This window comes from Algoriphagus confluentis (assembly GCF_036245625.1).
GTDB classification, from domain to species: domain Bacteria; phylum Bacteroidota; class Bacteroidia; order Cytophagales; family Cyclobacteriaceae; genus Algoriphagus; species Algoriphagus confluentis.
This window is the reverse complement of record NZ_BTPD01000008.1, coordinates 183,121-201,723: the sequence shown is the minus strand read 5'-3', so window position 1 is coordinate 201,723 and position 18,603 is coordinate 183,121. Positions and strand designations below refer to the sequence as shown.

At 44.9% G+C, this 18,603-nt stretch carries 17 protein-coding genes and 1 tRNA gene; 8 read left to right on the top strand and 10 right to left on the bottom strand.

The window, feature by feature from the left end:
- Positions 1 to 2 precede the first annotated feature (2 nt).
- The 3 genes from AAA943_RS13665 to AAA943_RS13655 all read left to right on the top strand — a co-directional run bounded on the left by AAA943_RS13665 (position 3) and on the right by AAA943_RS13655 (position 1,695).
- Entirely contained in the window at positions 3 to 653 is a 651-nt protein-coding gene (locus AAA943_RS13665; protein ID WP_338224823.1) for a response regulator, read from the top strand.
- Positions 654 to 736: 83 nt separating this feature from the next.
- Positions 737 to 1,237 carry a type II RES/Xre toxin-antitoxin system antitoxin gene (parS, locus tag AAA943_RS13660; protein ID WP_338224822.1) on the top strand — a complete coding sequence of 167 codons (501 nt, stop codon included), beginning with the start codon at positions 737 to 739 and terminating at the stop codon, positions 1,235 to 1,237.
- Positions 1,237 to 1,695 (top strand): RES family NAD+ phosphorylase, encoded by a 459-nt coding sequence (locus tag AAA943_RS13655; RefSeq protein WP_338224821.1) that lies wholly within the window; start codon positions 1,237 to 1,239, stop codon positions 1,693 to 1,695. Before parS ends, AAA943_RS13655 begins: the two co-directional genes overlap by 1 nt.
- 75 nt (positions 1,696 to 1,770) lie before the next feature.
- Here the strand turns inward: AAA943_RS13655 and AAA943_RS13650 are convergent, their stop codons facing one another.
- The 4 genes from AAA943_RS13650 to AAA943_RS13635 form a co-directional block, all read right to left on the bottom strand.
- Complete coding sequence (locus tag AAA943_RS13650) at positions 1,771 to 3,864, bottom strand: protein-disulfide reductase DsbD family protein (RefSeq protein ID WP_338224820.1); 2,094 nt, start codon at positions 3,862 to 3,864, stop codon at positions 1,771 to 1,773.
- A gap of 87 nt (positions 3,865 to 3,951) precedes the next feature.
- Positions 3,952 to 5,340 carry a dipeptidase gene (locus AAA943_RS13645; RefSeq protein WP_338224819.1) on the bottom strand — a complete coding sequence of 463 codons (1,389 nt, stop codon included), beginning with the start codon at positions 5,338 to 5,340 and terminating at the stop codon, positions 3,952 to 3,954.
- Positions 5,341 to 5,487: 147 nt separating this feature from the next.
- Complete coding sequence (locus AAA943_RS13640; RefSeq protein ID WP_338224818.1) at positions 5,488 to 5,811, bottom strand: type II toxin-antitoxin system PemK/MazF family toxin; 324 nt, start codon at positions 5,809 to 5,811, stop codon at positions 5,488 to 5,490.
- A complete protein-coding gene (locus tag AAA943_RS13635; protein WP_338224817.1) occupies positions 5,808 to 6,035 on the bottom strand; it encodes a hypothetical protein in 228 nt (75 codons plus the stop codon). The genes AAA943_RS13640 and AAA943_RS13635 overlap by 4 nt, the downstream gene beginning before the upstream one ends.
- A gap of 95 nt (positions 6,036 to 6,130) precedes the next feature.
- On the opposite strand from AAA943_RS13635, the gene AAA943_RS13630 reads away from it, so the two are divergent.
- Entirely contained in the window at positions 6,131 to 7,105 is a 975-nt protein-coding gene (locus AAA943_RS13630) for an NADPH:quinone oxidoreductase family protein (protein WP_338224816.1), read from the top strand.
- Positions 7,106 to 7,438: 333 nt separating this feature from the next.
- Here AAA943_RS13630 and AAA943_RS13625 read toward each other — a convergent pair.
- The 4 genes from AAA943_RS13625 to uvrA all read right to left on the bottom strand — a co-directional run bounded on the left by AAA943_RS13625 (position 7,439) and on the right by uvrA (position 11,394).
- A tRNA-Val gene (locus AAA943_RS13625) sits at positions 7,439 to 7,513 on the bottom strand.
- A 201-nt stretch (positions 7,514 to 7,714) separates the two neighbouring features.
- Entirely contained in the window at positions 7,715 to 8,059 is a 345-nt protein-coding gene (locus tag AAA943_RS13620) for a nucleotidyltransferase family protein (RefSeq protein ID WP_338224815.1), read from the bottom strand.
- On the bottom strand, positions 8,049 to 8,459 hold the full coding sequence (locus AAA943_RS13615) for a nucleotidyltransferase substrate binding protein (RefSeq protein WP_338224814.1): 411 nt from the start codon (positions 8,457 to 8,459) through the stop codon (positions 8,049 to 8,051). The genes AAA943_RS13620 and AAA943_RS13615 overlap by 11 nt, the downstream gene beginning before the upstream one ends.
- Positions 8,460 to 8,577: 118 nt before the next feature.
- A complete protein-coding gene (gene uvrA / locus AAA943_RS13610; protein ID WP_338224813.1) occupies positions 8,578 to 11,394 on the bottom strand; it encodes an excinuclease ABC subunit UvrA in 2,817 nt (938 codons plus the stop codon).
- Between the two features lie 379 nt (positions 11,395 to 11,773).
- On the opposite strand from uvrA, the gene pnuC reads away from it, so the two are divergent.
- Together pnuC and AAA943_RS13600 are read left to right on the top strand one after the other, a co-directional pair.
- A complete protein-coding gene (pnuC, locus tag AAA943_RS13605) occupies positions 11,774 to 12,391 on the top strand; it encodes a nicotinamide riboside transporter PnuC (protein WP_338224812.1) in 618 nt (205 codons plus the stop codon).
- Positions 12,378 to 12,905 (top strand): AAA family ATPase, encoded by a 528-nt coding sequence (locus AAA943_RS13600; protein WP_338224811.1) that lies wholly within the window; start codon positions 12,378 to 12,380, stop codon positions 12,903 to 12,905. The genes pnuC and AAA943_RS13600 overlap by 14 nt, the downstream gene beginning before the upstream one ends.
- Before the next feature lie 21 nt (positions 12,906 to 12,926).
- Here the strand turns inward: AAA943_RS13600 and AAA943_RS13595 are convergent, their stop codons facing one another.
- Positions 12,927 to 14,009, bottom strand: coding sequence for a serine hydrolase domain-containing protein (locus tag AAA943_RS13595; RefSeq protein WP_338224810.1), 1,083 nt, complete (start codon positions 14,007 to 14,009; stop codon positions 12,927 to 12,929).
- Positions 14,006 to 16,075, bottom strand: a complete 2,070-nt coding sequence (locus AAA943_RS13590) for a S9 family peptidase (protein ID WP_338224809.1) — start codon at positions 16,073 to 16,075, stop codon at positions 14,006 to 14,008. The genes AAA943_RS13595 and AAA943_RS13590 overlap by 4 nt, the downstream gene beginning before the upstream one ends.
- 149 nt (positions 16,076 to 16,224) lie before the next feature.
- Here AAA943_RS13590 and AAA943_RS13585 point away from each other — a divergent pair, with 149 nt between their 5' ends.
- Together AAA943_RS13585 and AAA943_RS13580 are read left to right on the top strand one after the other, a co-directional pair.
- Entirely contained in the window at positions 16,225 to 17,559 is a 1,335-nt protein-coding gene (locus AAA943_RS13585) for a glucuronyl esterase domain-containing protein (RefSeq protein WP_338224808.1), read from the top strand.
- 66 nt (positions 17,560 to 17,625) lie between these two features.
- Positions 17,626 to 18,591, top strand: a complete 966-nt coding sequence (locus AAA943_RS13580; protein WP_338224807.1) for an alkaline phosphatase family protein — start codon at positions 17,626 to 17,628, stop codon at positions 18,589 to 18,591.
- Positions 18,592 to 18,603: the final 12 nt, after the last annotated feature.

Genomic DNA, 18,603 nt, shown 5'->3' with positions numbered 1-18,603 from the left:
AGATGAAAATAAAAATTGCAATTGCAGAAGATAACAGCTTTTTGCTGAAAGCGGTCCGGGATAAGCTTACTTTATTTGAGGACTTGGAGGTCAAGTTTTGGGCGATGAATGGTGAGGAGCTGCTTAAAAAGCTGGAAGAGGATTCCAATGTTCAGTTGATTTTGATGGATATCGAAATGCCCAAAATGAATGGAATCGAAGCTGTTGGAAAAGTGACTCAAAAGTACCCTCAGATTAAAATCATTATGCTCACCGTTTTTGATAACGACGAGAATATTTTCAAAGCGATCCAAGCTGGGGCAAATGGGTATTTTTTGAAAGAGGTGGATCCACCTACTCTCCATCGGGGAATTTTGGATACATTGGAGGGAGGGGCAGCGATGACGCCTTCGATTGCAATGAAGGCCTTGAAGCTCCTTCGTAATCCACCCAATTTTGAAGAGGCCAAAGAAGAAATCAATTTGACAGCAAGAGAAATTGAAATTCTGGAACAAACCTCCAAAGGGCTCAATTACAACCAAATTGGTGAAAACCTATTCATTTCACCCAAAACCGTCCGAAAACACATCGAGAATATCTACGCCAAACTCCAGGTCCACAATAAGTTGGAGGCTGTACAGAAGGCGGTGAAAAATCGAATCATAGAGGGGTAATTATTTAAGATTGGATAAAAAAATGAGTAGAAGGAAATCATTTTTGGAAAAATGTCGTAAATTAAAAGACAAATTTCTTAGCCATGAGTGATTCAGACTATATCCAATTAAATTCCGTAGCCGAGGAGATGGCTACTTATGTCAAGAGTCTTCCTCGCTATTCAACCTATTCTACCCTACAGGAGGTACCTTTAAAACGGTTTTTCTCGGATCGGATGATGGTTGTGGATGTGATTCGTCAGGGGATTCCGAATCCGCTTTTTATGTCGATTAAGGAATTGACCCCATTTTCTGATCAGGAGTGGTCTGATTTTTTGGACATCTCTCTAAAGTCCCTTCAGCGCTACAAAAAGGAATCGGATTACGTTTTTCGCTCGATTCATTCGGAGAAGATCATCGAGCTCATGGAGGTGACGGTGGTAGGCTTAGAGGTGTTTGATTCGGCGGAGAACTTTGCAGCTTGGCTCAATGCCAGCAGTCATGCCCTTGGGAATCGGCGTCCAATCGAGTTGCTTCGGGATTCTTACGGCAAAGAATTGGTGCTGAGTGAGCTCCAGCGGATCGATCAGGGCGTTTTTGTCTGATGCGGGTTTTTCGACTGATTCGGAAAAAGTATGGAATAGAACTGTCCGGAAAGGGGGCGGCTCTTTGTGGCAACCGATGGAATTCCAAAGGAACTGAGCTGATTTATTGTGCGGACAGTCGGGCTTTGGCCATGGCTGAAGTGGCGGTTCACCTTTCCTTATCCATTTTGCCAAAAGACTATGTGATGGTGGAGATTGATATTCCGAGTTACGTTTCTATTTCAACCCTTTCCAAAGAATCTTTACCTTCCAATTGGAGTAGTTTTCCGCATGCTTTGGATACCCAACAAATTGGAGATGCATTTGTAGCCGAGCGGAAAAACTGTTTTCTGAAAGTACCTTCAGCCGTGGTTCCAGGTGATTTTAACTTTTTGATCAATCTACAACATCCGGATTTCTCAGCGATCCAAATTGTCGGTCAGGAAGACTTTCCTTTTGATTCGAGGCTTTTTCAATGATCAATTTTCAATAACCAAAACTCAATTTTCAAGGAAAAAAAAATTGAAAATTGACCATTGAGTTTGATAATTGATTCATTGTCCTTGCTTATTGAATATTTTCTTCGCCCCATCTAAAAACTCCACAAAAGCACCGATATCTGTATTGTATCCCCTTGGTTTAGCCACGAGCTGCTCATTATGATCTAGGATCACGTAGTAGGGCTGGGCATTGTTGTTGAATCGGGTGATCTGGAAATCGGCGTTTTGCTTGCCGAGGGTTTTTTTCACCTTGCCATCGTAACTCGAGGTGTACCACTCACTTTCGGGAAGCTCCAATCGCTCGTCGATATATAAGGCCACCATCACAAAATCATTTTTCAAACGGGCCAACACCTGTGGATCAGACCAGACATTTTCCTCCATCTTTCGGCAGTTGACACATCCGTGCCCGGTGAAGTCGATCAAGAGAGGTTTCCCCTCTTTTTTCGCAGCAGCCCAAGCCTCCTGGTAATCGAAATAGCCTTCGATACCATAGGGAATCTGAAGGATATCTCCATACTTCACTGATTTGGGAGATGTGGTTGAAATAGCTCCCCCCTCCCCGATTTTGAATTGCTGTGTGGTCAATGGAGGCAAGTACCCGCTGAGGTATTTGAGAGGCGCTCCGAGAAGGCCGGGAATCATATAGACCACAAACATGAAGGTAAGCAAGGCCAAAAGTAATCTGGGAACACTGATATACTCCAACTTGGAATCATGGGGAAGTCGGATTTTTCCCAAAAGGTAAAGCCCTAAAGCTCCGAATATGACAATCCAAATCACCAAGAAAATATCCCGATCCAGAATACCCCAATGGTAAACCAAGTCGGCAATGGAAAGGAATTTGAAAGCCAAGGCCAACTCCAAAAAGCCCAAGACTACTTTTACAGAATTCAGCCAACCGCCGGACTTCGGCAAGCGCTGCATCCATTCCGGGAAAATCGCAAACAGTGTAAATGGAATTGCAAAGGCTAGCCCAAAAGAGAACATTCCTAACACAGGTTTGACCAATTCACCTCCCGCAGAAGAAATCAGTATCGAACCCACAATCGGTCCTGTGCAGGAAAATGAAACCAAGACTAGCGTAAAGGCCATAAAGAAGATTCCTGCCAGGCCCCCCTGTTCTGCCTTGGCATCGACTTTATTCACCAAGCTGGAAGGCAAAGTCAATTCAAACATTCCCAAAAATGCCAGCGCGAAGAAGATAAAAATGCCAAAGAAAAAGAGATTGGGAAGCCAGTGAGTTGCCAGCCAATTGGCAAATTCAGGACCCTGAATCGCAGCAACAGCAGTACCTGCCACGGTATAGATCGCAATGATGGATATCCCATAAATAACCGCCTGACGGATGCCTTCGGATCGCTTCTTGGATCGACCGGTAAAGAAGCTTACCGTCATCGGGATCATCGGAAACACGCAAGGCGTGATCAATGCCGCCAATCCTGCCAGAAAAGCCAAAACCATAAATCCCCAGACAGACTCATTTTCACCTTCGGCAGTAAAGTCTTGGGTCTGGGTAATGACTTCTGATTCGATTTCTGCCAAAGCAAACGGAGTTTCTGTGGCTATCGAATCGTGAGAAAAGATTGCTGTATCTATTTTAACTTCATCTGAAATAGTCGGAGCGGCTTCTTCAATGGATGCTTGTGCCTTTGGAGCTCCTTCTTTCGCTTTAAACTCAATTTCTATATCCTGCTCGTAATTGATGCACTGCCCAGTGAGGTCGGAGCACATTTGGTATTCGAGCGAACCTTTGATCGTTCCGGAAGTAGTTTTAATGGTCACAGGCTGCTCAAATCGCCCTTTTCCCATAAAATAGGTTACATCTCCTTCCCATACTTCATCAAACTTTTTCTTGGGATTGATCGCTTTGAGTTGGGATGCTATCGCAAAATCTCCAGATTCAGCGGGTATAAATTCGGTCAAAAGTGGTCCCAGATCCTTGTCAAAATCATTGGAATACACGTACCAACCCATGGGAATCTCCGCCTCCATGACCAGCATGGCATTTTCTCCTACTTGTAAGGTTGATGGCTCAAGAGTAAAGGTCCACTTGGGAGGCTTCACCAATTGAGCTTGGGCAAAGAAGGAGATCAAAAGAAAAACCGGAAGCAGGAGCCTACCGATCTTTTGAGAATTTGGGGTCATGTGAGGTGTTGATTTACTCTGGCAAACAGGGAATAAGGTCTTCAGGTTCGAAATTAAGTCCTTGACCAAGGGCTTTTGGCGAATTGATCACTTTCCGCTGAGCATTCTGAAGTGCTTGAAGAAAGCTGCTATGGTCTCGATGCCGATGAAATAGTTTTTCACCCCGTAATGCTCATTTGGAGAATGAAGGGCATCGGTATCCAAGCCAAATCCAAACAAAATCGGATCGCTTCCCAATTCCTTTTGGAATAAAGCCACAATAGGAATCGAACCACCTTCACGGGTTGGGATTGGTCTTCTTCCAAAGGTTTCCTCCATCGCTGCTTCCGCTGCCTGGTAGCCGATCGATGAATCAGACACTACTGCGGGAGCACCACCATGGTGAGCTTTGACTTTTACTTTAACGGATTTGGGTGCAATAGCTTTGAAATGCGCTTCGAAAAGCTGCGCGATTTCATGCCAATTCTGATCCGGAACGAGGCGCATCGAGATTTTTGCATAGGCCTTTGAAGGCAATACGGTCTTCGCGCCTTCTCCGGTGTACCCACCCCAGATGCCATTTACATCGAGGGTTGGTCGGATGCCCACTCGCTCGATGGTAGTGAACCCTTTTTCCCCATGGACATCCTCGATGTCGAGTTTGCCTTTGTATTCTTCTAGGTCAAAAGGCGCCTCATTCAGTCGCTGACGCTGCTCTTGGGTCAATTCCTGGACCATGTCATAAAAACCGGGAATGGTGATGTGCTCATTTTCATCCTTGAGCGAGGCAATCATTTTGCATAGTACATTGATCGGGTTGGCAACGGCACCTCCGTAAGTGCCCGAGTGAAGATCCCTGTTTGCACCGGTCACTTCCACTTCCATGTAGGTCAGTCCTCTCAAACCTACTGTAATGGATGGGTCTTTCATGGAGATCATGTGGGTATCCGAGATCAAAATGACATCTGACTTCAACTTTTCCTTGTTGGCTAAGACAAAGCCCTCCAGGTTGTCAGAACCCACTTCTTCTTCCCCTTCGATCATAAATTTGACATTGCAGGGCAGATCACCGGATGCCATCATGGCTTCGAAAGCCTTGACATGCATATAAAACTGTCCCTTGTCATCGGCAGATCCTCGGGCAAAAATGGCTCCTTCGGGATGTATTGCAGTTTTTTTGATGACGGGTTCGAAAGGGGGAGAATCCCAAAGTTCATACGGATCTGCCGGCTGCACATCGTAGTGGCCGTAGATCAATACGGTAGGGAGAGATGGATCAATGATTTTTTCCCCATAGACGATCGGGTAGCCCGGAGTCTCGCAGATTTCGGCTACATCGGCCCCGGCTTTTTCCAGTGATTCTTTGACAAACTGAGCTGCCGCAAAGACGTCATTTTTGAATTTGGGATCTGCGCTGACGGATGGAATTCGCAGGAGATCCATCAGTTCGTTGAGGAAGCGGTCTTTGTTTTTTTCAATAAATGAAGTGGCAGACATATTTGGGTAAGTTTAAGTTCTAAAGGCCTCAAAATTATTCCTTTCGGAAGGATTTGCCTAGGAATTTTCTTTTTTTGCCACGAAGGCGCTGAGGTCGCAAAGATTTATCCTTGAGGAGAAAAAGTTTAAGTTGAATATCAGATTAATTCAAGGCTTAAGATGGAACAGATCAATCAAGCCTTTGTCCACATCATTTAACTCTTTTTGGGATAATTCCCCCAACTTTCCCAAAATTAGGTCTTTACTTACCGTTGCCATTTTACTAAGTCTAACGAGCGATTTCACCTTTATGCCGTTTAGTAAAGACGGGAATAAAACGATGTCATGGTTTGAGGACCATTTGATTTGAGAGGTGATAAAAGAAACGGTTACATCTAATTCATTGGAAATTAATACTAGAGCAGGTCGATTTTTAGCTCCCGTCAAATCAGAAAAGGGAAATGGAATTAATATCAAATCGCCTTTCTTCACTTGTACTTTTCTTTAAGGTCATCCTCAGAATAAATCTCCTCGTCCTCTTCCAGAAAATCGAATGATTTGGACTCAAATACCATTTTTTGAATTCCTTCGGTTAGGATCTGATTGTCAATTTTGAATAATAAAAACTCGGCAAAGTCAGAGACTTCTTTCACTTTCTGATCTGGTAATTGAGCCAAATGCTGAAGAGTCTTTTGGATTAGGCTTTCCCGAGTCATTTCTTGAATTTTTGATTATAACCGAAATTAAAAAGAAATTGGTTTACTATAAGTCATAAGTAACACATTCTTCCCTTTGCGGCTATTCAAAAACTATGAAAGCATTACTCTGTACCCAATTTGGCCTTCCTGATACCTTAACGGTAAAGGAAATTCCCGATCCCAGTCCTGCCTCAAATCAAATCCTGATCGAGGTGGAGGCTTGCGGAGTCAATTTTCCCGATGTGCTGATTATTCAAAACAAGTATCAGTTTAAGCCGGAATTGCCATTTGCACCGGGAGGAGAAGTAGCGGGAAAAATCATCGGTTTGGGCGATCAGGTACAGGGATTCCAAATCGGGCAGCCGGTTTTGGCGCTTTGTGGATGGGGTGGCTTTGCGGAAAAGGTCGCTGTGGATATCGATCGGGTGTTTCCCTTGCCTCCCGGTCTTTCTGCCGAAGTGGCAGCGACTACACTTTACACCTATGGGACTTCTTACCATGCGCTTAAGGATCGGGCAAATCTCCAGGGCGGAGAAACTTTGCTCGTACTTGGGGCGGCAGGTGGAGTAGGTTTAGCCGCAGTGGAGCTAGGGAAACTGATGGGGGCCAAAGTCATTGCAGCAGCTTCTTCAGAAGAGAAGCTTGCCCTCTGCAGGGAAAAAGGTGCAGATTTCACCATCAACTACGAGACGGAAGATCTCAAAACCCGCATCAAAGAGCTCACCGATGGCAAAGGCGTGGATGTGGTCTATGATCCGGTTGGGGGAAAATTCACAGAACCGGCACTCCGGGGCATGGCTTGGAAAGGGAGCTATCTGGTTGTGGGCTTTGCCAATGGGGAAATTCCTCAAATCCCGATGAATTTACCCTTACTCAAAGGTTGTTCTATTATGGGCGTCTTTTGGGGACAGTTTTCCAAAGTGGAGGCAAAAGCCAGTTTCCAGAATATCCGCCAACTCGTCACCTGGATTCAGGAAGGAAAGATCAAGCAGCATATCGGGAGGACCTATTCTTTGGAAGAAGCACCGGAAGCCTTGCAGGCAATCTTGGATCGCAAAATGCTGGGAAAAGGGGTTGTGGTGATGTAAGCATGTTAGTTTCCCACAGATTTACACAGAAAAAGTCACAGATATCACAGATTTTTCCCGCAGATGATTGGAGAGAAAATCGCAGAATAATGACAGAAACAGATCTGCGTACATCAACGAATCAAATCTTTGTTGATCTGCTGTAAATATATTTTTTAAAAGTATTTACCATGAAAATCGAAAGTTTGATTTACGATTTTCATAGTAAAATTGAAGGTAATTTTTCAGTAAAATTCTGAAAAACAATTATTTGTGATCTTTCTTCTCAAAAACCAAAGCGTATGAAAAAAGGCACAAAATCCTCGCGACTTTGTGCCTTCGTGGCTTTTCCAGTGGAATCTAAGGGATTCGAACCCATGACCTCTGCTCTGTCAAAGCAGCGCTCTAAACCAGCTGAGCTAAGATTCCAATTTTCAGTTTTTTCAATTCAGTAGTTTAGCCAAGTTGAATTAAACTCCTAGACCTTCCCGTTATCCAACGGGACGTTCTAAACCAGCTGAGCTAAGATTCCTGTTTGCGATGCGAATATAATTAACCCTACAAGGGTTCCAAACCCTTGTAGGGTTTTTGCACAAATAAAACTGCTCAAGAAGCTTCGTTCCTAAAAAATTACTTTGTCCTTTCTAAAGAGTGAGACTCTTTCTTCCGATTGAAAACCTCGATACCAACCCGGTCAATATGATTAATCAGCTCAGGCTCCTGAATGCTGTGATAATTCACTACATCAAACTTATAGGGCATAAGCGTCTCCTCGTTTAGGATATAGCCGATTTTACTTGCCGTTTCAAAATCCAGGTTTTTGCCCTTCAAAGCCAAATCCACATCGCTTCCAGGTCTGAAATTTCCTTTGGCCCGGCTTCCAAAAATAAAAGCCTGATCAACCTGCTGGTGGCGGCTGATCACCTCAACTATCGAAGTCAAGTCTGATTCCAAAAGGCCAAATTTATTCTTCATTTGCTTTTTGCATGAAACTGTCATGCAATTCTTTCAGGATAGGGAAATATTTATTCTGGATCAGATGTTCCATGTCCGTTGCCTTTTGCTCATCATAGGTGTGGGCGGTCAGGTTTCGGTCTTGTAACAGTTCCATCCACTCATGGCCTTTTTCCAAAATATTTACCTCAAATGCTTTTTTCAAGGCTCCTCTTGGGGATTTGATATCCACAAATCCTTGACCCTCAAGATAATCCTTAACCATATTCCAGGCTAATTCAAAACTCATTTCAAAAAACTGAATGATCCCTGCCTTTTGAACCATATCAGGTTCAGGAATTTCTAGGGCCTTTTCCAAATGACCCATGGCTTTACTGAAATTTGCATAGCGTTGTTTCCAGCGGATATCCTCATTTTTCATCCTAGAATTCCTGATTTACCATGGACAAAATACAGCTTAAAATCTGAAATCTATTTTTTTCTACTAAAAAGTCATATCCAAATTCCTCCAAGGTTTAGCAACTCTTGAAGGTTTTTTCTTAAAGAAAACTTTCCCTCACATACTTCGCCGTGTAATTCCCCTCTTCCTTTGCCAAATCCTCCGGTGTACCGGCAAAAGTCAAATGACCTCCTTTATTTCCTCCCTCAGGCCCCAAGTCAACAACCCAATCGGCGGATTTGATTACCTCAGTATTGTGCTCGATGATGATCACGGAGTGACCCTGATCGATCAGGGCATTGATACTGTGAAGCAATTTACTGATGTCGTGGAAGTGGAGGCCTGTCGTGGGTTCGTCGAAGATAAAGAGGATATGATCACCGGATTTGGTTCCGCCTTTTCCGAGAAAAGAGGCCAGTTTTACCCTTTGGGCTTCTCCTCCGGATAGCGTATTCGAGCTTTGCCCCATGCCGATATAGCCTAAGCCCACTTCCTGAAGCGGTTGAAGTCGATTGATGATCTGGTTTTTTCCTTTGAAAAACTCCAAGGCCTCATCGATGGTCATGTCCAAAACTTCCGAAATGTCTTTGTCCTTGTATTTGACCTCAAGAATCTCATTTTTGAAGCGCTTGCCCTTGCAGGATTCGCAAGTCAGGTGGATGTCGGCCATAAATTGCATTTCCACCGTGGTCGTACCTTCTCCCTGGCAGCCTTCACAACGCCCGCCGTCCACATTGAAGGAGAAAAAGGCTGGTTTGTACCCTCGTTGTTTGGAAAGTGGTTGCTCCGAAAAGAGGTTTCGGATCGCATCGTACGCCTTCACGTAGGTCACCGGATTGGATCGTGAAGACTTGCCGATCGGATCCTGATCCACAAATTCCACTTGCGTGATTCGCTTGTAGTCTCCTTCGATTTTGTCGTATTTTCCTCCCTCATCGATGACTGTACCCAGCATTTTTCCCAAAGCAGGATAGAGCACCTTTTTGATCAGCGTAGATTTACCCGAACCGGAAACGCCAGTCACTACTGTCAGGGTATTGAGCGGGAATTTGACGGTCAGGTTTTTCAGGTTGTTTTCCCGGGCACCTTTGACGGTGATGGAGTCTTTCCACTTTCGGTTGCCGGTTTTAGTGAAAATCTTCTCCTCACCTCTCAAGTATTTTGCCGTGTAGGTACTACCATTGGTGATTAGATCTTCAATTTTTCCCTGAAATAGTAATTCTCCGCCATTCACTCCTGCATCCGGCCCAATATCCATGATCTGGTCGGAGGCTTTCATGACTTTTTCTTCGTGCTCGACTACGATCACGGTATTGCCCAGATTTTTCAGCTCTTTCAGCACCCCAACCAAGCGATCGGTATCTCTTGGGTGTAGTCCGATGCTGGGTTCATCGAGGATATACATGGATCCGACAAGTGCAGAACCCAAGGAAGTAGCTAATTTGATCCGCTGGTATTCCCCACCTGAAAGCGTGGAGGTCAGTCGATTTAAAGTCAGGTAACCCAAGCCCACCTGATCCATAAATTCCAGCCGACTGCTGATTTCTTTGAGCAATCGGTTGGCTACTTTGGCTTCGTGATCGGCTAGATTCAGGTTTTTGAAAAAGGCCAAAGCATCCTCGATGGGCATCAGGACCAGATCGGTGATGGATTTTCCATCAATTTTGACATAGCTGGCATCCTTGCGCAGGCGGGTTCCTCTGCAGTCTGGACAGGTCGTTCGTCCGCGGAATCTGGATAGCATGACCCGGTATTGGATTTTATAGGTTTTACTTTCCAAATCTTCGAAAAAGGCATTCAGCCCCTGAAAGTATTTGTTTCCAGTCCAGAGCAATTCCTGCTCTTTTTCTTTAAGCTCATTGTAAGATCGGTGAATGGGAAAGTCAAATTCGATCCCTTTTTTCAAAAGAGGCTCCAGCCATTGCTTACTGGATTCTCCTCTCCAAGGTGCGATCGCCCCCTCATAGACCGAAAGCTCCTTGTCCGGAATGACCAAGTCCCGATCGATACCCAAGACATTTCCGAAGCCTTCGCATCGCTTGCAGGCGCCGTAGGGGTTGTTGAAGGAGAAAAAGTTGACTGAGGGAAGCTCGAAGCTCATCCCATCCAACTCAAAGCGATCCGAAAAAGAGCGAGTTTCTATTTCTGGCACGGTGATTTTACAGTCGCCATGTCCTTCGAAAAGTGCGGTTTGGATGGAGTCTGCGATTCGAAACTGATTGTCCTCGTCGTCTTTTCGGACGGTGGCTCGGTCGATCAGGATTTCATATTCTCCTTTGGGTACTTTCTTTTCTCCCAAAAGATCCTCAACGAAAAATGCCTCACCATTGATCAGGATTCGGGTGTAACCTTTTTGAAGTAAAAGCTCCAATTCCTGCTCGATTTTCCTCCCTTTCATCACTTGTAGCGGGCAAGAAATCATCACTTTGGCACCTTCCTCGAATGAAAGAATATAGTCTACAATGTCAGTGACCGTGTGGTGTTTGACCTCTTTTCCTGAAAGGGGAGAAAAGGTCTTTCCTACTCGGGCAAAAAGTAACTTGAGGTAATCATAAATCTCGGTAGTAGTGCCGACCGTGGAGCGGGGATTTTTGGTGCTGACTTTTTGCTGGATGGCGATGGCCGGCGCCACTCCCTTGATGTATTCTACATCGGGTTTTTCCATTCGACCGAGGAATTGGCGGGCATAGGAACTCAGACTTTCTACATACATGCGTTGACCTTCGGCAAAAAGGGTGTCAAAAGCCAAGGAAGACTTACCGGAGCCTGATAGACCGGTAATTACCACAAATTCATTTCTGGGAATGGCCACGCTCAGGCTTTTGAGGTTATTGACCCGGGCGTTTTTGATGATGATGTATTCTTTAGGATCGAGGGTGTCGATGTCTTGGGTAGCTGGTAAAGTGCTCAAAGTCATAGCTGGCAAAGTTAGCAATCAAACCCGGCAAGTGGGAGAAAAGTTGTGGATTTGGCTTGGTTGTTTTACCGCAAAGTCTCAGAGGATGCTGAGAAAAGTTTACCACAAAGGCCACCGAGAAAAAGAGAAAAAAGATCTGAAGTTTATTCGGGACTCCCTGCTTCCATGACTTTGTTGGGCTTCTTAAGAGCGAAGAGCGTAAAAGCTAAAGCCTTTATAGGGGATGATTGGCCGCAAAGTCGTTTAAGGGCTAAAGTTGATCTATTCTAATTCCTCTTCAAAATATAGCCCAATCCAAATCTAAAATCCTTTGTGCTTCTTAGTGTTCTTTGTGGTTGAGAAATACTTGCGGTTCAAAAAACTATTCCTTACTTCGAAAATGGATTTTCAATTTCTCCTCGATGGATTTGCCGAAGGCCTGCAAAATATGACTTGGCTGGAGGCGGTGGCGGTATTTTTTGGAATTGTCTCGGTCTTTTACTCCATGCGGGAGCATATTTGGGTTTATCCCACAGGAATTGTGTCCACGCTGATTTATGTCTGGATTTGCTTCGAATACAAGCTCTATGCAGACATGGGTATCAATGCCTACTACTTCAGCATGTCGATTTATGGATGGTACGTGTGGACTCACCCCAAAGAAAATCAGGAGGTTTTGCCGGTCACTTGGCTGGATGCAAAAGGCTGGTTGATTTGTGCCGGGCTTTTTGCGGTTTCCTATCCCCTGTTAGCTTTTGTGTTGAGTAATTTTACGGATAGTGACGTGCCCTATTGGGATTCATTTACCACTGCCTCTGCATTTGTTGGGATGTGGCTGATGGCGAAAAAGAAGGTGGAAAACTGGATTTTCTGGATCATCACAGATTTGGTTTCGGTGCCTTTGTATTTCTACAAGGGCTTGGTGTTAACCTCTTTCCAATTCTTGTTTTTTACAGTCTTGGCTACCATGGGACTATTTGCTTGGATCAAATCTGCCAAAGTCTATGCAAAAGCTTAATCGAATTTTAATCCTTGGTCCGGAATCTACCGGAAAAAGTACTTTGGCAGCCGACTTGGCTAATCATTTCTCAGAACCTTGGGTACCGGAGTTTGCACGGGAATATCTGGAAAAAATAGACCGTCCTTATCGTTTTGAAGATCTGACCGAAATCGGAAAAGGGCAGATTTTTCAAGAGGATGAGCTGGCGCAAAAAGCCAAAAAATTCCTTTTCTGCGATACAGATTTGAGAGTTATCCACATTTGGTCGGAGCATAAATATGGAAAAACGGATCCTTGGGTGATGGAAGAAATCCAGCAGAGAAAATACGAATTGATTTTGCTGACGGACACGGATTTGCCTTGGGAACCTGATCCTTTGCGGGAATACCCTGAGCTTGAAATGCGCCAATATTTTTTTGAAAAGTATCTAAGACTGGCAAAGGAAAGCGGATTCCCGTTTTTGATTGTGTCAGGAAATAAGGAATCCCGACTCCAATTCGCTGTAGAGGCAATCGAGAATCTGGGTTATTAATCTTTCAATTTTTCAATCCTCTTACCACTTCCTTAAAGCCAAGGTCGCTGCTTCCACCAGTTTGATTTGATCCGGATGGTAGTTGTTATTCAATACGATTATGGTTTTGTTTTCTTCAATAAATCGGACGATGATGGTCTGATAGCCCGGATTGTCACCGGTATGCATCACCATTTTTCCATAGGGACTTTTGGGTTCGATTTCCCAGCCGAAACCATAATAGCTTCGAGTTCCGTCATTCAAAATCATCGGGCTGAAGGCTTCATTAAGGGTTTTTTCACTGACCAATTTGCCTGTATACAAAGCCTGGTCCCAAATCAACAAATCCTGCGCAGTGCTACTGACTCTACCGGGCCCTTTCCTGTTCCCTAGCCAAAGGGTGTAGTCCGAAGAGCGAAACTGATTGGCATTTACGTATTTTCCACTTTCATCCTTGAGGTAGCCCGCGGCGAAGTTATCCACATTTGCTTTTTCTTCTAAAGTGCGGATATCCGTGTTTCTCATTTCCAAGGGCTGAAAAATCCATTCTCTGCTGAGTTCGATGAAATCTTTTTGGGTCACTTTTTCTACAATACTTGCCAGAAGGACATAGCCCGTATTGCTGTACTCGTATTTTTCTCCCGGTTCGAAACTTTTGGGCGGAGCATAGCGATTGAGGTATTCCAAAATATCCGGATTTCCCGCGGCTTTGCTTTTATCCCAATACGCATCCATGATGGCCTGATAATCGGGAAGGCCGCTGGTATGCGTGAGAAGATGACGTATACTGATGCCTTTGTATGGGACGTCCAAGTATTCTTCTGCCAGGTCGTCGAATTGGAGAAGCCCCTTTTCCTGACATAGCATCACCATCATTGCCGTGAACTGTTTGGATACAGAGGCCATTTCAAAAATATCTGTGGATTGTAGAAGGATGCTTTCTTCGAATGAGCGAAAACCTATGGCTTTTTCAGACAGGATTTTCCCATCATCGGCCACCAAGACTACCCCTGAAAAACCATTTTGCTCCGCTTGAAGATAGGCTGCTTCCAGGATTTTTTGCTGGGAAAAGGAAGCGTAAGCCCCAAAGGCCAAGAGTAGGAAGAGTGTGGATAACTTTTTCATTTTTCTGAGGAATGTCGGTGTATAAACTCAAAGGTAGCAGTCAAAGCTTCTACCCAATTTCGATGGAGTAGAAAAGAGTGAACTTCATCCGGAAAGATCAATTGCTCGACTTTAACCCCCTGTTTTCGAAGGACCTCAGCCAGTTCAACACTTTCGGAGAAAAGCACATTCCGGTCGTCATCTCCATGGATCAAAAGCACCGGGTCCACCCACTTATCCATATAGGCCATTGGAGAGGATTTAAACGCCAACTCCGCCATTTCCGGAAACTTTTCCGGCTCGTACCATGGGGCAAAAACAGGAATATCATTGTTCCAATTGTGTACCCCATGGATGTCTACGCCGACATGAAATTTTTCTGGGGCTTGACTCAAGGCATGAGCAGTCATGTATCCCCCATAGCTTCCTCCCCAAGGAGCTATTCTCGACTTATCCACATCTGGTCTTGAAGCGAGAAAGTCTGCCGCTGCCATCAAGTCCTGCACTTCGCTGGCTCCTCCAGCTCCGTAATTTTCTGCTTCCCGGAAATCCATTCCATACCCGATCCCGCTTCTGTAATTCAAGGTCAAAGCAATGTATCCTTGAGAAGCAAAATACTGCTGAGCAGCATACGTATTCGAATAGTAGGCTCCATAATTGTAGCCAAGGAGCATTTGCCTTCGGCTCCCTCCATGGATAAAGATGACAGCAGGATGTTTTTTCTGTGGATCATAATCTTGGGGTAGAAAGAGCTGTCCGTAACTTTCAAATCCGTCCTTAGCAATCAGCTTAATGGGCTGTGGCTTAGCATGGAAGCCAGGAAAATTTTTGGGGAATAGGGTTTCGGCCAAGGTTATTGTTTGGCCATTTACCCGGACCATAGGCCACCCGGGTTTATTCCAGTCTGAGGAAAAGAAAGCAATTCCATTTTCGATCTTCACGGCCCCCCAGTTTATGGTTTTCGGATCGCTGACTAATTCAAGAGAGAATGTGGATAAGTTCAGTTGGGAGATCTGTCTCCGGTCAATGTTGCCGATATTATGCATGACTAGAAGGGAATTTCTATCTGATGATAGATGTACCCATTCTACTTGACCTTCTCCTGGCGTCAGGTGTTTGACCTCCTTGGTATTTGGATTTACAGCATATAGGTGCATCCAGTTGTTTTTTTCCCAAGGAAAAACCAAGGAACCGTCCTTGGCCCACCAGAGCCTTTCGGACTGAGCCGGCAAATCGTCCACCATGACCGATCCCGGACCTTTATCTGCCTTCCAGATTTCTTTCCCCTCCCACTTATCCACATCGAAAATCCGGATGCTCCATGGGTTTGATTCTTTGATGGCAGTAAAAGGAAGGAGGTTATTGATATTGGGGATTCTTAGGTAGGTTAGCTTTTTTCCGTCAGGGCTCCATGCCGGATAGGCATCAAAATCAAGGCTGGTTTCGGCATATTTCAATTCCTTTTTCTCCAAATTCCAAAGACCGATATAGGAATGATCGCCACGCTGCGAGACAAAACTTAAGAATTTCCCATCTGGGGAAAAGCCCAGCATAGAAGCGCTTCCCCTTGCAGTGAAAAGTTGCTCGACCGATTCGCTCGTATCTTTTGCGGCTTTCAGGTACACCGAACCTCCCATCAAAAAAGCCACCTGCTCTCCGTCCGGACTAAAGACCGGGGAAGAACCAGGAGCAAACCATCTTCTTTCCTTGGTTTCCAAGTTTAAAGAATAAATCTTTTTATCCGTGTTGATTTGTAGCTGAGCAGGATTGGCTGCTTGTCCGGAAGAGTTTCGGCTATTTCCTCTCACGAAAAGCAGCGTTTTTCCATCTGGGGAAAAGGAAATCGGCCCCAAGTCCAATCCTTCGTCTCCTTTGAAATCAGTGAGCTGCACCGCCTCAAATTCAGGTGAGCGTGCTAAAAATAGATTTCGCTCTCCTTGGTCGTTGAACACCCACGCGATGCTTTTCCCGTCTGGGCTTGCTGTGAGATAACTGGGAAAGGGAACCGAGAGATAATCTGCCATCCTTTGCCCATTGCTCAAAATTGGCAAGGTGAAAAGTAGTAGCAGGTAGAAGAATTTTTTCATGAGTTGGGGGTTTGGTTCAAGTTAAGCAACCCGCTCAAGCTCTCCAAGCTGGTTTTCACCTTTGAATCGTCCCAAGGCCCTCTGAGATAATCTTTTGTTTCAAAGCAGGAATTAATTAGTAGCTTTTTCCCAATTAAACTCAACCATCCATGAAGTCCTTTCTCCTTTTTCTATGCGCTTGGCTTTTTTTGTTCTTTGATACTTATCCACAAATGACCCAATCCCAGCGGGATAGTTTGAACCGCCTTACTCAGGCCGATCATCGACTGATGATGGATCGATTGGGGATAGACAGCCTCCGTCCGGGTCCCTCCGGAAACCCCCAAGCTCCCAATGCAGCCAATGCAGATGAAAGCAAAGTCAACATGGTCAATGTGCCCGATCCTTTAATTTTTGAAAACGGAGAAAAAGTGAAAAACAGGGAAGATTGGGAAAGAAGAAGGGGGGAGCTTTTTGAATTGTTTGACCGGGAGATGTATGGGAGAACCCCACAAAACCTCCCTGACGTAAATTGGGAACTGATCTTTGAAAAAGATTCCTTGATCGGGGATATCCCAATCCGCTATCGGAAAATGAAGGGAATTGTTGATAACTCGGATTATCCGAAAATTGAAGTGTCAATTGATTTGGAATATGGAGTTCCAAAAAATGTGGATAAGTCCGTTCCTTTAGTGCTGGAGTTTGGCTGGGTTTGGCCAGCGGGCATGCCAAGACCTCCTGCACCTCCCGGGCCTAATTGGCAAGAGCAAGTGTTGGCTGAGGGTTGGGGTTTTGGTATTTTAATTCCCACTAGCTATCAAGCCGATAACGGTGCCGGTCTTCGCTTCGGAATTATTGGACTTGTGAATAAAGGAGAGCCACGAAAATTGGACGACTGGGGAACCCTGAAAGCATGGGCTTGGGGAGCAAGTCGAGCCTTGGACTTTTTGGAAACCGATCCTAATATCAATTCCAAGAAAGTGGTAATCGAAGGACTTTCCCGATATGGAAAGGCGGCTTTGGTTACTTTGGCCTACGATGAGCGATTCGCACTTGGGTTGATAGGGTCCTCAGGTGCTGGGGGTGCCAAAATGCTCAAGCGGATTTTTGGAGAGCAAATCGAGAATCTGGCTTCATCCGGAGAGTATCATTGGTTTACGCCCAACTTTATCCGTTATGCCGGCCCGCTCAATCAGGATGCTTTGCCCATCGATGCACACGAATTGATTGCGCTTTGTGCACCAAGATCCATGTTCATTTCCGTAGGTTCTCCCACGGTGGAGGGGCAGTGGATTGATGCCAAAGGAATGTTTGAAGCAGCTGTTTTGGCAGGACCGGTGTATGAATTGTTGGGAAAAAAACCTTTGCCAAGCCATGAATTCCCTCCGATTCAGACCTTTTTGGATGCAGGAGATTTGGCTTTCCGACAGCATGAGGGAGGCCACACGGTTGGGCCCAATTGGCCCTATTTTCTTGAATGGGCGAGGAAGTATTTAGACAAGTAAAGGGGAGCTTTTGAAATGAGAATTAAGTATCGGGTATCAAGTCTTTTGGGTGCTATATTGAAAATTATGCGCTGTAGATCACTGTTTTTTCTGCTAATTCTGTTGTCTCCTATTCTCTCCTTTTCCCAAGAAAAAAAAGTGGTCCTTATTATTTTGGACGGGATTCCTGCGGATGAATTGGAAAAAGCTCAGACGCCAAATCTGGACAAAATCTCCAAGCTCGGTGGATATGCAAGAGCATATACCGGGGGTGAAAAAGGTGGTCCGTCCGAGACGCCAACCATCTCTGCGGTGGGTTACAACTCTCTTTTGACCGGGACTTGGGCCAACAAACATAACGTCTGGGACAATGACATTGCCGCTCCCGATTACTCCTATTGGACGATCTTCAGAATGATGCGGGAAGCAAAACCAAAATCCAAGTTGGCTATTTTTTCTACCTGGGAGGATAATCGAACCAAACTCCTGGGAGAGGGGCTAAATGAAACCGGAAATTTGAAATTGGACTTTATTTTCGATGGTTTTGAAAAAGATACGCTGACTTATCCACATGATTTGGACAAGGAATACATCCGAAAAATCGATAATCTGGTTTCTTTTGAAGCCGCTCATATTCTGAAAACCGAAGCTCCTGATTTGTCATGGGTCTATCTGGAATTTACCGATGATATGGGCCATCGATTTGGCAAAAGCCCGCAATTGACTTCGGCAATAGAATTAGCTGATGAGCAGGTTGGCAGAATTTGGGAGGCGGTTCAGGCTCGGGAAAAGAACTATGGAGAAGAATGGTTGATTTGGATTACGACCGATCATGGGAGAAAAGCTCCCGATTTTAAAGACCATGGAGGACAAAGCGACTCCGAGCGGGAAATCTGGATGGTAACCAATGCCAAAAACCTTAATGATCGCTTTCGGTCAGGGAAAGCAGCCATGGTGGATATTTTGCCCAGTTTGATTGATTTTTTGGACATTTCTGTGCCTGATGTCAAAAGAAAAAATTGGGATGGCAGCTCGCTTTTAGAAAGGAAATAGATGAGATGGTGA